This is a genomic window from Lysobacter sp. OAE881, assembly GCF_040546665.1.
Classification (GTDB): Bacteria; Pseudomonadota; Gammaproteobacteria; order Xanthomonadales; family Xanthomonadaceae; genus Lysobacter_J; species Lysobacter_J soli.
In genome coordinates this window covers 296129-310065 of the sequence record NZ_JBEPOG010000001.1, presented here as the reverse complement: position 1 = coordinate 310065, position 13937 = coordinate 296129, and the positions used below count along the sequence as shown (strand labels likewise).

Annotated in this window: 9 protein-coding genes; 8 read left to right on the top strand and 1 reads right to left on the bottom strand. The window is 67.6% G+C overall.

The window, feature by feature from the left end; translation table 11 throughout:
- Positions 1–24 precede the first annotated feature (24 nt).
- The 6 genes from ABIE51_RS01415 to ABIE51_RS01390 all read left to right on the top strand — a co-directional run bounded on the left by ABIE51_RS01415 (position 25) and on the right by ABIE51_RS01390 (position 11002).
- The gene (locus ABIE51_RS01415; RefSeq protein WP_192631959.1) at positions 25–783 is read left to right on the top strand and encodes an endonuclease/exonuclease/phosphatase family protein; all 759 of its coding nucleotides are present in this window, start codon (positions 25–27) and stop codon (positions 781–783) included.
- Complete coding sequence (gene clsB / locus ABIE51_RS01410) at positions 780–1997, top strand: cardiolipin synthase ClsB (RefSeq protein WP_192631958.1); 1218 nt, start codon at positions 780–782, stop codon at positions 1995–1997. Before ABIE51_RS01415 ends, clsB begins: the two co-directional genes overlap by 4 nt.
- On the top strand, positions 1994–2953 hold the full coding sequence (locus ABIE51_RS01405; protein WP_354503194.1) for a lysylphosphatidylglycerol synthase transmembrane domain-containing protein: 960 nt from the start codon (positions 1994–1996) through the stop codon (positions 2951–2953). Before clsB ends, ABIE51_RS01405 begins: the two co-directional genes overlap by 4 nt.
- Before the next feature lie 92 nt (positions 2954–3045).
- Positions 3046–8595 carry a HAMP domain-containing protein gene (locus ABIE51_RS01400; RefSeq protein ID WP_354503191.1) on the top strand — a complete coding sequence of 1850 codons (5550 nt, stop codon included), beginning with the start codon at positions 3046–3048 and terminating at the stop codon, positions 8593–8595.
- Positions 8580–10307 (top strand): response regulator, encoded by a 1728-nt coding sequence (locus ABIE51_RS01395; protein ID WP_192631957.1) that lies wholly within the window; start codon positions 8580–8582, stop codon positions 10305–10307. The genes ABIE51_RS01400 and ABIE51_RS01395 overlap by 16 nt, the downstream gene beginning before the upstream one ends.
- Positions 10304–11002, top strand: a complete 699-nt coding sequence (locus ABIE51_RS01390) for a sensor histidine kinase (protein ID WP_115844661.1) — start codon at positions 10304–10306, stop codon at positions 11000–11002. Before ABIE51_RS01395 ends, ABIE51_RS01390 begins: the two co-directional genes overlap by 4 nt.
- A gap of 233 nt (positions 11003–11235) precedes the next feature.
- Here the strand turns inward: ABIE51_RS01390 and ABIE51_RS01385 are convergent, their stop codons facing one another.
- Entirely contained in the window at positions 11236–12531 is a 1296-nt protein-coding gene (locus tag ABIE51_RS01385) for an alpha/beta hydrolase family protein (RefSeq protein ID WP_354503187.1), read from the bottom strand.
- A 251-nt stretch (positions 12532–12782) separates the two neighbouring features.
- Between ABIE51_RS01385 and ABIE51_RS01380 the strand changes: the two genes are divergently transcribed.
- Both ABIE51_RS01380 and ABIE51_RS01375 read left to right on the top strand, forming a co-directional pair.
- Positions 12783–13100 carry a hypothetical protein gene (locus ABIE51_RS01380; RefSeq protein WP_192631955.1) on the top strand — a complete coding sequence of 106 codons (318 nt, stop codon included), beginning with the start codon at positions 12783–12785 and terminating at the stop codon, positions 13098–13100.
- Positions 13101–13494: 394 nt separating this feature from the next.
- Positions 13495–13932 carry a nuclear transport factor 2 family protein gene (locus ABIE51_RS01375; protein ID WP_192631954.1) on the top strand — a complete coding sequence of 146 codons (438 nt, stop codon included), beginning with the start codon at positions 13495–13497 and terminating at the stop codon, positions 13930–13932.
- Positions 13933–13937 lie beyond the last annotated feature (5 nt).

The following is a 13937-nucleotide window of genomic DNA, read 5'->3' as shown; positions in this document are numbered from 1 at the left end:
GCCACTCCGACGACACGTCGCTGCATGACCTCGATCAACGTCCTGACCGTCAACATGCACATGGGCTTCAGCCTGCTCAATCGCAGGTTCGTGCTGCCCGAATTGCGCGAAGCGATCCGCGGCGTGTCGGCCGACATGGTGTTCCTGCAGGAAGTGCTCGGCGAGCACGCGCACCACGCGCGGCGCCACGCGGACTGGCCGGCCGGTCCGCAGTACGAGTTCCTCGCCGATTCGCTCTGGACCCAGTTCGCCTACGGCCGCAACGCCGTGTATCCGCATGGCCATCACGGCAATGCCCTGCTGTCGAAGTTTCCGATCGCCTCGCACGAAAACCGCGATGTGTCGGTGCGCGGCCACGAGCAGCGCGGCCTGCTGCACGCCATCGTGCGCGTGCCGGACACGCGCGGCGACGGACACGAGGTCGACGTGCACACGATCTGCGTGCACCTGGGCCTGCGCGAATCGCACCGCCAGAAACAGATCGGACTGCTGTGCGACGTGATTTCCACGCAGATACCGCACGAGGCGCCGCTCATCGTCGCCGGCGATTTCAACGACTGGCGCGCGCGCGGCCATCGCCTGCTGCGCCGCTGCGGGCTGGTCGAAGCCTTCGAGCACGCGCACGGCCGCGTGGCGCGCACGTTCCCGTCGCGCTGTCCGACGCTGCCGGTGGACCGCATCTACCTGCGACATGCACGCGTGACCGAAGCACGCGTGCTGTCCTCGCGGCCGTGGTCGCACCTGTCCGACCACGTGCCGCTGCTGGCGAGGATCGCGCTGTGAGGCTCACGCGCGCCATCGACACCTGCTGGCGGCACGGCCATCGCGTGCGGCTGCTGGAGAACGGCGAGGACTACTTCGCGCGCGTGTTCGAGGCCATCGACGCCGCGCAGCGCGAGGTGCTGCTGGAAACCTTCATCTGGTTCGAGGACAAGGTCGGCCTCGCGCTGAAGGAGCGCCTCGTCGCGGCCGCGCAGCGCGGCGTGCGCGTGCATTTCCTCGTGGACGCCTTCGGATCGCCCGACCTGTCCGATGACTTCCTCCAGGAACTGACCACCGCCGGCGTGCAGCTGCGCATGTACGACCGCCAGCCGACGCTGATGGGCATCCGCCTGAATGTATTCCGTCGCATGCACCGCAAGCTGGTGGCGATCGACGAGACGCTCGCCTTCGTCGGCGGCATCAACTATTCGGCCGATCATCTCGCCGACTTCGGCCCGACCGCCAAGCAGGACTACGCGGTGGAAGTGCAGGGGCCGGTGGTGGCCGACATCGTGTCGTTCCTGCGACGGGCGATGGTGACGCGCGGCACCGGCGAGCGGTGGGAGCCGGGCAACGAAGCGGCCTCGCGCAAGTCCGAAGGACCGGCCGACGTGTGCTTCCTGCCGCGCGACAACGGCCGGCGTTCGCGCGCCATCGAGCATGCGTACCGGCAGGCGTTCCGCGACGCGAAGCGCGAGATCGTGATCGCCAACGCGTACTTCTTCCCCGGCTACGGTTTCCTGCGCGACCTGCGTGCGGCGGCGCGGCGCGGGGTGAAGGTGCAGCTGATCTTCCAGGGCGAACCGGACACGCCGATGGCGCTCATCGCCGCCCGCTGGCTGTACCGGTACCTGGTCGATGCCGGCGTGCACATCTTCGAGTACTGCGAGCGCCCCTTCCACGGCAAGGTCGCAGTGATCGACGGGGAATGGAGCACCGTGGGTTCGAGCAACCTCGACCCGCTGAGCCTGTCGCTGAACCTCGAAGCCAATGTCTTCATCCGCGACACGGAATTCGCGCGCGACCTGCGCGGACGGCTGGGCAAGCTCATCGACGACCACTGCAAGGCGATCGAACCCGACAGCGTGCCGCGCGGGCGCTTCTGGCAACCGCTGACGCGGCCGGTGCTGTTCCACGTGCTGCGCAACTTCCCGCAGTGGGCCGGCTGGCTGCCCGCGCACAAGCCGGCCACCACGCTGGTACGTCCGCCGGACGACGCGGACGCCCCGTCGTGACCGTTTCGCGCCAGCGCTGGCGGAAGATCCGGCGCGTCGCCTTCTACGTCTTCCTCGCGCTGGTTGCGGTGCTGCTGGTGCGGTACGCGCGATCGGTCGACTGGGCGCAGGTGGGAGCGACGCTCGCCGGCTACGGGCCGGGCACGCTGGCGATCGCGATCGGCCTGACCGTCGCCAGCTACCTGCTCTATTCGGCGTACGACCTCGCCGGGCGCCGCTACGCGCGGCACGATCTGCCGACGCCGAAGGTGATGGGCATCGCGATGCTCGCGTACGCGTTCAGCCTGAACGTCGGCGCGCTGTTCGGCGGCGCGGGCTTCCGCTACCGCATCTATTCGCAGGCCGGACTGGGCCTCGGGACGATCAGCCGCATTGTCGCCTTCGCCATCGGCACGAACTGGATGGGCTACCTGCTGCTGGCCGGCGCGCTGTTCGCCTCCGGCCGCGTGCGCCCGCCGCCGAACTGGCCGGTCACCGGCGAGCGCCTGCCGTGGCTGGGCGCGGCGATGCTCGCCGCGGTGGCCGTGTACCTGGTGGCCTCGCACGTCACGCATGGGCGCGTCTATCACGTGCGAGGCCACCACTTCCGCCTGCCGTCCCTGCCGCTGGCGCTGCTGCAGCTCGCGCTGGCCGCGACCAACTGGGCGCTGATGGCCGCGCTGGTGTTCGTGCTGATGCCAGACGGCGTCGCGTATGCCGATGTGCTCGGGGCGCTGCTCGTGGCGGCGGTCGCGTCGGCCATCGCGCACATCCCGGCCGGCATCGGCGTCCAGGAAGCCGTGTTCATCGCGCTGCTCGGCCATCAGGTTCCGCAACCGCAGATGCTCGCCGCGCTGCTGGCGCATCGCGCCTGCTATTACCTGGGACCGCTGATAGTCGCCGTCGCCGGCTACGCGCTGTTCGAAACCCGGCGCCGCAAACGCCCGCACCCCACGGTCGAGTCCGGTTCGCCCTGACTGAACGCGCCAAGCGGCGTGAACATTCCGTCATCGCCGCTGGGATAAGCTCGCCTGATTTTCCGTAAGCCGCAGTGCATGGGGGATGTAGGGTGACCACGGAAACCAAGACGCGCCGGTCGAACGCGGCGCGCAAGGCGACGCCATCGCCAGCGAAAGCCGTCGCGACGGCGCCGAAGAAACGCGCGCAGGCCGAGCCGGTGCGCCAGGCGCCGCGCGACCCGATGGAAGTGATCATCGAAGCGATGGACGCCGTTCGCGGCGGCGATTTCTCCGTGCGCCTGCCGCTGAACTGGCACGGCCAGGAAGGCCAGCTCGCGCAGATCCTCAACGAGATCGTCAGCCATAACCGCCGCCTCGCCGCCGAACTGTCGCGCGTGGGCGAAGCCGTCGGCCGCGAAGGCCAGACGCGCCAGCGCGTCGTGCCCGCCAACCGCGAAGGCCAGTGGCTGGGCATGGAGGATTCGGTCAACGCACTGATCGACGACCTCGTGCGTCCCGTCGAGGCGATGAGCGAGGCGATGGCCGGCGTGGCGAAGGGCGACCTGACCCGCACGGTGCCGCTGGAAGCCGATGGCCGCCCGCTCAAGGGCGAGTTCCTGCGTTCGGCGAACATCGTCAACCGCATGATCGAGCAGATGGGCGAGTTCAGCTCGGAAGTGACGCGCGTGGCGCTGGAGGTCGGCACCGCCGGCCGCCTGGGCGGCCAGGCGAAGGTCAAGGGCGTTTCGGGCGTGTGGAAGGACCTGACCGACTCGGTCAACCAGATGGCGTCCAACCTCACCGCGCAGGTGCGAAACATCGCCGACGTGACCATCGCCGTGGCCAACGGCGACCTGTCGCGAAAGATCACCGTGGACGTGCGCGGCGAGATCCTCCAGCTGAAGGAAGCCATCAACACGATGGTGGACCAGCTGCGCGGTTTCGCCTCGGAAGTGACGCGCGTGGCGCGCGAGGTCGGTACCGAAGGCCGTCTGGGCGGCCAGGCCGTCGTGCCCGGCGTCGCCGGCACGTGGAAGGACCTGACCGACTCGGTCAACGCGATGGCGTCGAACCTGACGTCGCAGGTGCGAAACATCGCCGAGGTGACCACGGCGGTGGCGAAGGGCGACCTCTCGCGCAAGATCACCGTGGACGTGCGCGGCGAGATCCTCGAACTGAAGAACACCATCAACACGATGGTGGACCAGCTCAACGGCTTCTCCTCCGAAGTGACGCGCGTGGCGCGCGAAGTGGGTACCGAAGGCAAGCTCGGCGGCCAGGCGCAGGTGCCCGACGTCGCCGGCACGTGGAAGGACCTCACCGACCACGTGAACTCGATGGCGTCCAACCTGACGCTGCAGGTGCGCAACATCGCCGAGGTGACCACCGCGGTGGCCAAGGGCGACCTGTCGCGCAAGATCACCGTGGACGTGCGCGGCGAAATCCTGGAGCTGAAGGACACCATCAACACGATGGTGGACCAGCTCAACGGCTTCTCGTCCGAAGTGACGCGCGTGGCGCGCGAAGTGGGTACCGAAGGGCGCCTGGGCGGCCAGGCCGTCGTGCCGGGCGTCGCCGGTACGTGGAAGGATTTGACCGACTCGGTCAACGCGATGGCGTCGAACCTGACGTCGCAGGTGCGAAACATCGCCGAGGTGACCACCGCGGTGGCGAAGGGCGACCTCTCGCGCAAGATCACCGTGGACGTGAAGGGCGAAATCCTGCAGCTGAAGGAAACCATCAACACGATGGTGGACCAGCTCAACGGCTTCGCCGCGGAAGTGACGCGCGTCGCGCGCGAAGTGGGTACCGAAGGCAAGCTCGGCGGCCAGGCGCAGGTGCCGGGCGTCGCGGGCACGTGGAAGGACCTCACCGACAACGTCAACTCGATGGCGTCCAACCTCACCGCGCAGGTGCGAAACATCGCCGAAGTCACCACCGCGGTGGCCAAGGGCGACCTTTCACGCAAGATCGCCGTGGACGTGAAGGGCGAAATCCTCCAGCTGAAGGAAACCATCAACACGATGGTGGACCAGCTCAACGGCTTCGCCGCGGAAGTGACGCGCGTGGCGCGCGAAGTGGGTACCGAAGGCAAGCTCGGCGGCCAGGCGCAGGTGCCCGGCGTGACCGGCGCCTGGAAGGACCTCACCGACAACGTCAACTCGATGGCGTCCAACCTCACCACGCAGGTGCGAAACATCGCCGAAGTGGCGACGTCGGTGGCGAAGGGTGACCTGTCGCGCAAGATCGCCGTCGGCGCGGAAGGCGAAATCCTCCAGCTGAAGGAAACCATCAACACGATGGTGGACCAGCTCAACGGCTTCGCCGCGGAAGTGACGCGCGTGGCGCGCGAAGTGGGCACCGAGGGCAAGCTCGGCGGCCAGGCGCGCGTGCCCGGCGTGGCCGGTACGTGGAAGGACCTCACCGACAACGTCAACTCGATGGCGTCCAACCTCACGACGCAGGTGCGCGGCATCGCGGCGGTGGTGACGGCGGTGGCCAACGGCGACCTGCACCGCAAGCTCACCGTGGAAGCCAAGGGCGAAGTCGCCGAGCTGGCCGACACCATCAACAACATGACCAACACGCTCGCGATCTTCGCCGACCAGGTGACGACCGTGGCGCGCGAAGTGGGCGTGGAAGGACGCCTGGGCGGCCAGGCGAAGGTGCCGGGTACGTCCGGCATCTGGAAGGACCTCACCGCCAACGTGAACCAGCTCGCGGCGAACCTGACCAACCAGGTGCGCGCGATCGCCGAGGTGGCCACCGCGGTGACGCAGGGCGACCTCACGCGTTCGATCCAGGTGGACGTGCGCGGCGAAGTGTCCGACCTGAAGGACAACATCAACGCGATGATCGCCAACCTGCGCGCGACGACCGAGTCGAACCGCGAGCAGGACTGGCTGAAGACCAACCTCGCCAAGTTCTCCTCGATGATGCAGGGCCAGCGCGACCTGCTCACGCTCGGCCAGATGCTGCTGTCGGAACTGGCGCCGCTGGTGGATGCGCAGCAGGCCGTCATGTACATCGTCGAGGAAGGCGACGACGGCGAACCGCCGCGCCTGCGCCAGCTGGCTGGCTACGCCGACAGCGCGCCCTCGGCGAGCCGCACGCTCGACTTCGGCGAAGGCCTGGTCGGCCAGTGCGCCGCCGAAGCGCGCCTGATCCTGCTGGAGAACATCGGCCGCACCGGCAAGGCCAACGCCGGCGTGCGCATCCAGTCGGGCCTGATCGAAGCCGCGCCGAGCAGCGTGATCGTGCTGCCGGTGCTGTTCGAGGACCAGGTCAAGGCGGTGATCGAACTGGCGACGCTGCACGAGTTCACGCCGTCGCAGCGCGCGTTCCTGGAACAGCTGTCGGGCAGCATCGGCATCGTGCTCAACACGATCGAAGCGACGATGCGCACCGAGCGGCTGCTGTCGCAGTCGCAGCAGCTGGCCGGCGAGTTGCAGACGCAGCAGGACGAACTGCAGCAGACCAACGAGGAAATCGCGCTGAAGGCCTCGCTGCTTGCAGCGCAGAAGGCCGAGGTGGAGCAGAAGAACCTGCAGATCGAACACGCACGACGCGCGCTCGAGGAAAAGGCGGCCGAGCTGGCGCAGACCTCGCGCTACAAGTCCGAGTTCCTCGCCAACATGTCGCACGAGCTGCGCACGCCGCTCAACAGCATCCTGATCCTCAGCCAGCAGCTGGCGGAGAATCCGGAAGACAACCTGAGCGAACGCCAGGTCGAATTCGGCCGCACGATCCACGCCGCCGGCACCGACCTGCTGCACCTGATCAGCGACATCCTGGACCTGTCGAAGATCGAGTCCGGCACGGTCACCATCGACATCGAGACGATCAGCTTCGCGCACCTGCGCGAGAACCTGGAACGCGGTTTCCGCCACGAGGCCGAACGCCGCAAGCTCGATTTCGCCGTGGATTTCTCGCGCGATCTCGGCCCGACGCTGCGCTCGGATCCCAAGCGCCTGCAGCAGATCCTCAAGAACCTGCTGTCGAACGCGTTCAAGTTCACCGACCAGGGCAGCGTGCGGCTCGCCGCGCGTCCGGCCACGCGTGGCTGGAGCGACGACCATCCGGTGCTCGCGCGTGCGCCGGTCGTGGTCGCCATCGAAGTCACCGACACCGGCATCGGCATCTCGCCCGACAAGCAGCGCATCGTGTTCGAAGCGTTCCAGCAGGCGGACGCGGGCACCTCGCGCAAGTACGGCGGCACGGGCCTGGGCCTTGCGATCAGCCGCGAAATCGCCGGCCTGCTCGGCGGCGAGCTGAAGCTGCACAGCGTGGAAGGCGAAGGCAGCACGTTCACGCTGTACCTGCCGCTGAACTACCAGGGCAGCAACCAGGACCGCAACCTGCCCGAGCCGGGCACCAGCGCGAACCGCGTGCGCGTGGAAGTGCCGATGCCCGCCGAGCACGTCAGCGGCGCCGATGCCGGCATCGCGGAGAAGATCGAGGACGACCGCCACGCGCTCGTCTCCGACGTGCCGACGCTGCTCATCGTCGAGGACGACGCGCACTACGCGTCGGTGCTGCGCGACCTCGCGCGTTCCCGTGGCTTCCAGGTGCTGCACGCCAACCGCGGCGACGAAGCGCTGCGCCTGGTGCGCGAGTACAAGCCGACGGCGATCACGCTCGACATCTTCCTGCCCGACATGCTCGGCTGGACGGTGCTCGCGCGCCTGAAGCAGGACGCCTCCACGCGCCACATCCCGGTGCAGATCGTCACCGTGGAGGAAAGCCGCCATCACAGCATCGAGCGCGGTGCCTTCTCGTACCTGGCCAAACCGTCCACGTCGGAAACGATCGGCGAGGCGCTGGAGCGCATCAAGGAATACGCAACCCCGCGCGTGAAGCGCCTGCTGGTGGTGGAAGACGACGCGAACGAGCAGATGAGCATCGTCGAACTGTTGCGCCACGACGACATCGCCATCGACACGGTCGGCTCCGGCGCCGAGGCGCTCACCGCGCTGCGCGAAGGCAAGTTCGACTGCGCCGTGCTCGACTTGCGCCTGCCGGACATGACCGGCTTCGACCTGATCGAGCGCATCCACGCCGACGAGTCGCTGAAGAACGTGCCGATCGTGGTGTTCACCGGCAAGGAACTCAGCGCCGAGGAAAGCGAACGCCTGCGTCGCGTCGCGCGCAGCGTGGTGCTCAAGGGCGTGGAATCGCCCGAGCGCCTGCTCGATGAGACCGCGCTGTTCCTGCACCGCGTCATCGGCAACCTGCCGCCGGCCAAGCAGCGCATGGTGCGCAGCCTGCACGAGTCCGACGACGGCCTGCGCGGCAAGAACGTGCTGGTCGTTGACGACGACGTGCGCAACATCTTCGCGCTGTCGAGCGTGCTCGAACGCCACGGCATGCACGTGCACACAGCCGGCAACGGGCGCGACGCCGTCACCAAGGTCAGCGAGATGCCCGAGCTCGACCTGGTGCTGATGGACATCATGATGCCCGGCATGGACGGCTACGACACGATGCGCGAGATCCGCGCACTGGGCGACCGCCGCACGCTCCCGATCGTCGCGCTCACCGCCAAGGCGATGAAGGGCGATCGCGAGAAGTGCCTGGAGGCTGGAGCCTCCGACTACCTGGCCAAGCCGGTCGTCACCGACCAGCTGCTCGGAGTCCTGCGCCAATGGCTGCAACGCTGAACGAAACCGGCGCGGTGACCACGACCGCGCCGGTCAAGATCCTGCTGGTCGACGACCAGCCCGGGCGTCTTTTGACGTATCGCACCATCCTGGAGCCGCTGGGCGAGGAACTGGTCGATGCGCGCTCGGGCATGGAAGCGCTCAAGCTGCTGATGGAGGACGAGTACGCCGTCATCCTGCTCGACGTGAACATGCCGGTGATGGACGGCTTCGAGACCGCGACGCTGATCCACCAGCATCCGCGCTTCGAGAACACGCCGATCATCTTCGTCACCGCGGTGAACCTCTCCGACCTTGACCGCCTGCGCGGCTACAAGCTCGGTGCGGTCGATTACGTGATGGTGCCGGTGATCCCGGAGATCATGCGCACCAAGGTCTCCGTGCTCGCCGAGCTGTATCGCAAGCGTCGCGAACTGCAGGTGCTCAACGAGAGCCTGGCGACGGCGCATCGCGAACTGCAGGCGGAAAAGGCGCAGGAACTCGAACGCCTCAACGCCTCGCTGCGCGCGGCGAACGCCGAACTCGAACTGCGCAACCACGAACTGCTGGCCGAGAACAAGGAGCGCACGCGCGCCGAACGTCGCCTGCGCGAAGCCGACCAGCGCAAGGACGAATTCCTCGCCACGCTCGCGCACGAGCTGCGCAACCCGCTCGCGCCGCTGCAGAACGCGCTGGCCGTGCGACGCCTGCGCGCGCCTGACGACCACGATCCGCTGCTGTCGATGATGGAGCGCCAGCTGTCGTTGCTGGTGCGCATGATCGAGGACCTGCTCGACATCGCGCGCATCACGCGCGGCAAGCTCACGCTGCGCCGCGCCTCCACGATCCTGCAGGACGTCATCGCCGCCGCCGTCGATACCGCGCGGCCGCTGATCGAGGAAGGCGGCCACACGCTGGAGCTGCAGCTGCCCGAATCGCCCGTGCCGCTGGACGCCGATCACGCCCGCCTGGCGCAGGTGTTCGCGAACCTGCTCAACAACGCGGCGAAGTATTCCGACGCGAAGGGCCGCATCGAACTGGGCGCGGCGCTGGAAGGCGAGGAAGTGCAGGTGTGGATCCGCGACTCCGGCATCGGCCTGACGGCCGAACAGATGGACACGGTGTTCGAGATGTTCCACCAGGTCGACACCACCGTGGAGCGTTCGCGCGGCGGCCTCGGCATCGGCCTGACGCTCGTGCAGCGACTCACCGAAATGCACGGCGGCCGCGTCGAGGTGCATAGCGAAGGCCCGAATCGCGGTTCGACCTTCCGCGTGCGCCTGCCGCGCTCGGCGACGACCGAAGCGTCCCCGCCGACGCCCGCGCCGGCTCGCGATTCCGCCAGCGCGCAGCGCCGCGTGCTGATCGTCGACGACAACCACGACGCAGCCGACACGCTGGCGATGATGGTGCGACTGCTCGGCCACGAGACGCGTGCCGTGTACGACCCGCAGACGGTCGAGGGCGAGGTGTCGGCGTTCGGCCCGGAAATCGTGTTCCTCGACGTCGGCATGCCCGGCCGCAGCGGCTACGACGTCGCGCGCGCCCTGCGCGACATGCACGGCAGCGCGCTGGTGATCGTCGCCGTCACCGGCTGGGGCCAGCCCGAAGACCGCCAGCGCACGCTGCAGGCGGGCTTCGACCACCACCTGGTGAAGCCGCCGGACATCCAGGCGATCACCGACATCTGCAGCAAGGGATTGCGCCCGCTCGCGGAGGGCACGCCGCAATGACCGTCGATTCCCGTTCCGGCCATCACACCGGCTCCAGCCCCGCCTGGATGAGCAAGTGGGCGCACGACCTGCGCGGCCCGCTCGCGCCGATCCAGTCGGCGCTATTCCTGCTGCGCCACAGCGGCAGCGACGCGAACGAACGCGACGAGCTGTTCGAACTCATCGAGCGCCAGATCCGCCGCCTCACCGGCATGATCGACGAGATCGGCGACTGGGTCCGCGCCGACCAGGGCCGGCTGCTCACGCGCAGCGGGCCGATCGACCTGGGGCTGATCGTCGAAGCCAGCCGCGGTCTTGGCAGCGAAGCGGTCGAGGTGCGTTACGAAGGCGACGCGGAGACCGCGTGCCTGGAAGGCGATGCATCGCGCCTGGCGAACCTGCTGTCGACCTTCTTCTGGCTGGTTTCCACGCCGCGCGACAACGGCCACGGCAACGGCGCGCGCGCGGTGGTGGACATCGCCGTGCAGGACGGCCGCGTGCGCCTCACCGGTCCGCTGAGTCCGGCGATCCGCGCAGGCAGCGACGTGGAGACCCTGTTCACCCAGCCGCAGGTCGGCGCCGCGGGCGACGGCCTGGGTTTGCGGATGCTGATCGCCAGCGCCATCGCGAAAGGCCATGGCGGCGAACTCGGCACGCGCTCCAGCGGCGATGACGCGGTCGAGGTGGTGTTGCAGTTGCCGGTCAGCGCGGGCTGATCGCGCGCGCATCGGCTTTTGTCGCCCGGGTAAGCGAAGTGCACCCGGGGGCTTCTGCGGCGACGCTGCAACCGCTGGTTTCGAGCTGTCGTCCCCGCGAAGGCGGGGACACATACATCAGATTTCTCACGTCTTGCGAAGGGCGTGACGCATCGGAACGTTGGATCCCCGCCTTCGCGGGGATGACAGCAGACTCCCAGGACCGGCCTGTATCCGCGGAGGAGCGACACGCGTTACCGCGGCGCCAACCGCTCCGAATTCCCATACGCCGTCGGCTTCAACGCGCCGTCGCGGATCCAGTCCACGAGCATCGCGTAATAGCCGTCCGCGTAGCGCAGCGCCGTGCGCTCGCCATCGGCGCCGGTCTCGAATTCGATGATGCCGTGGTCGGTGCCGGGGAACTCGACGACTTCCACGTTCGGATTCGTCTTCGCCACCGACAGCAGGCGACGACGCGTTTCCTCCGGCGGCGCTTCCTTGTCCGCGCCGGCGATGATCCACAGCAGCGGCACCTTCACTGCGCGCAGCGGCGGCATCGGGTCGTGGCGCCACGTCGTGCCTTCGTCATGGAACGGCCCGACCAGCCGCAGCATCGTCGGCGAATGCTTGACGATGTCGCCGGTGAATTCGCCCTGCATGGCGTTCCACCATGGCTCCTTGCCGTACTTCGCCTTGAGCGCTTCGAGGCGGTCGTAGCCATCCTTGAAGCCCGACGCCATTACCTCGCCCGTCGCGTCGGTCACTTCGCGCGCCTTCACCAGCGCGTCGCCCTTGAAGCCGGCGCGGACCAGGTCCAGCTGCACCTGGTCGCGATCTTCGGCGAGCGGGCTGTCGGCCAGTCCGAAACTCACCGCGACGAAATCCGGATCGCTGCGCTGCGCGGCAAGCGGTTCGATCCAGCCGGCCTGGCTGCCGCCGCTGTAACCGACGCGGCCGGCGCGCTTGCCCGCCAGGCGACGCGCTTCCTTCAGCGCGGCCGCGGCGTCGTCGGCGAGCAGGTGGAAGTCCTGGCTATAACGCCCGGTGCTGTCGCCCGTGCCGCGCTTGTCGTACACGAACACGCCGATGCCGTTGGCGGGGAAGATGCGCTGGAATGCATTGAACGTGCGCGCCGAATAGCCTTCCGAGCCGTGCACCATCACCGCGATCGGCACCGGGCCGTCGCCCGGTGGCATCACGAGGCGGCCGGCCAGCGTTTCGCCATTGCCTTCGAAGCGCGTCTCCACCGCTTCGAACTGCAGCTTCGTGCCGCGATGGCCTTCGAAGGTCATCGCCGGCTTCTCGCAGGTGCCCAGCGATACCGGCGTGGCGTCGGCGTGGTCGCTCCAGCCAACGGTGCCGCTCCACTTGCCGGCCTCGTCCTGCACGAGCTTGCCCGTGCGCCCGTCCATCGCGCGCCAGCGCAGGCCGGGTTCGGACATCGGCGCGATATCGACGAGACGACCGTCATCGAGGCGGTACAGCCCGACATGGCACGCCATGCGCGGATCGATGGGCTTGTCGCGCTCCGGCCGCGTCCACCAGAACACCGCCGCGGCTCCCACCGCGATCAGCACACAGCACCGTCACCAACACCTTGCGCATGAGCGTCCTCCTTCGGCCGGGCCGACTTTACGGCATCGGGCGATGCCACATGCCTTCGGATGCGCGTGGGGGCGTTGGGGTTTGGATGGCTCGGCTGGACGTCGCAAGAGGCCGCGAAAGCGGGGTGCTAATGTCCGCTTTCGACCCAAAGCGGACATTGCCTTCCGATACCTTCCCGCGATTGCGCAGGAGCCTTATGTCGTTCGAACAGCTGATCCAGGATCACCGGCTACTTGCTGGCGTCCTCGCGACGCTTGGAATAGTGAGCACGCTACTTGCGCATAGGGAGCTAGTTCACCTGCAATTGAAGAAGCCGGAGATTCTCAGTAGCGCCGGGATAGTCGAGATTGATTGGTGGTTCGGGTGCATCATCGGCGTGATTAGGCTCGGCTTCGGCGCGCCGAGCAGTCTCCTGTCCACGTACTCTCGATGCGTATTTCGGAGCCTCACCGTGCTCTACACCCTGTGGATGGTCCTTTTTGCCATGATGCTTCTCGGGGTTGTCACGCTATAGGTCGCGATCGATCGCTCCTGGCCGATAGCGGAAGTTCGGCCGGGACGGCGGGCAGCCGGGCTGCTAATGTCCGCTTTCGATCCAAAGCGGTCATGTCCGAGCGCGCCATTCTGCTCATTGGGGAGTCAGATGAAGAGCAGACCACTGCGAATCCTTTTTGGAGCAGGAGCATTCGGCATGATTGGGCTCTTCTGCGGAGTCTGTCTGTCGTTGGTGCTGATGGGGCCCGACGCGGTTAAAGGCGGGTGGCACGTTGGCTACTGGGTTGGCTTTGCGATCGGCTTGCCGATTTCCATTCGGTACATGAAGTAGGCCGCCGAAGTCCGCTTTTGGCCGATAGCGGACATCCACCCGACAACAATCCCGCCCCTTCTCGCAATACAGGAGCCGCGCCATGTCCATGATGGGTCTGTTGTTCATCGCCGCCTCGGCCACCAGCGCCGCGCCGCAAGCCGCCATCGATCCCGCCACGCGCGCGGCGCTCGAAGCGACCTGTTTCGATTACGTGGACGGCCAGCTCGAAGGCGATCCCGAGCGCGTCGCGCGCTCGCTGCATCCGGACCTCGCGAAGCGGCGCGTGCTCGGCGATACGCCCGACGAGCGTCTGGGCCTGCGCCGCATGAGCAAGGAAGAGCTGGTGGAACTGACGAAGCAGGGCGCGCTGAAGACGCCGAAGGATCAATGGAACCGCTCGTGCACCGTGCTCGACGTCGCCGGCAATGCCGCGGCGGTGCGTGCCGAAACGCCGTGGTTCGTCGACTTCTTCCACATGGGCAAGTTCGGCGACCGCTGGGTGATCGTCAACGCGCTCTGGTATTCGAAACCGCGGTGACGACG

Excerpts from the sequence above, each read along its gene's own strand:
- ABIE51_RS01415 (WP_192631959.1), top strand. The coding sequence starts at position 25 with ATGACCTCGATCAACGTCCTGACCGTCAACATGCACATGGGCTTCAGC.
- ABIE51_RS01395 (WP_192631957.1), top strand. The coding sequence starts at position 8,580 with ATGGCTGCAACGCTGAACGAAACCGGCGCGGTGACCACGACCGCGCCG.
- ABIE51_RS01390 (WP_115844661.1), top strand. The coding sequence starts at position 10,304 with ATGACCGTCGATTCCCGTTCCGGCCATCACACCGGCTCCAGCCCCGCC.
- ABIE51_RS01380 (WP_192631955.1), top strand. The coding sequence starts at position 12,783 with ATGTCGTTCGAACAGCTGATCCAGGATCACCGGCTACTTGCTGGCGTC.
- ABIE51_RS01375 (WP_192631954.1), top strand. The coding sequence starts at position 13,495 with ATGTCCATGATGGGTCTGTTGTTCATCGCCGCCTCGGCCACCAGCGCC.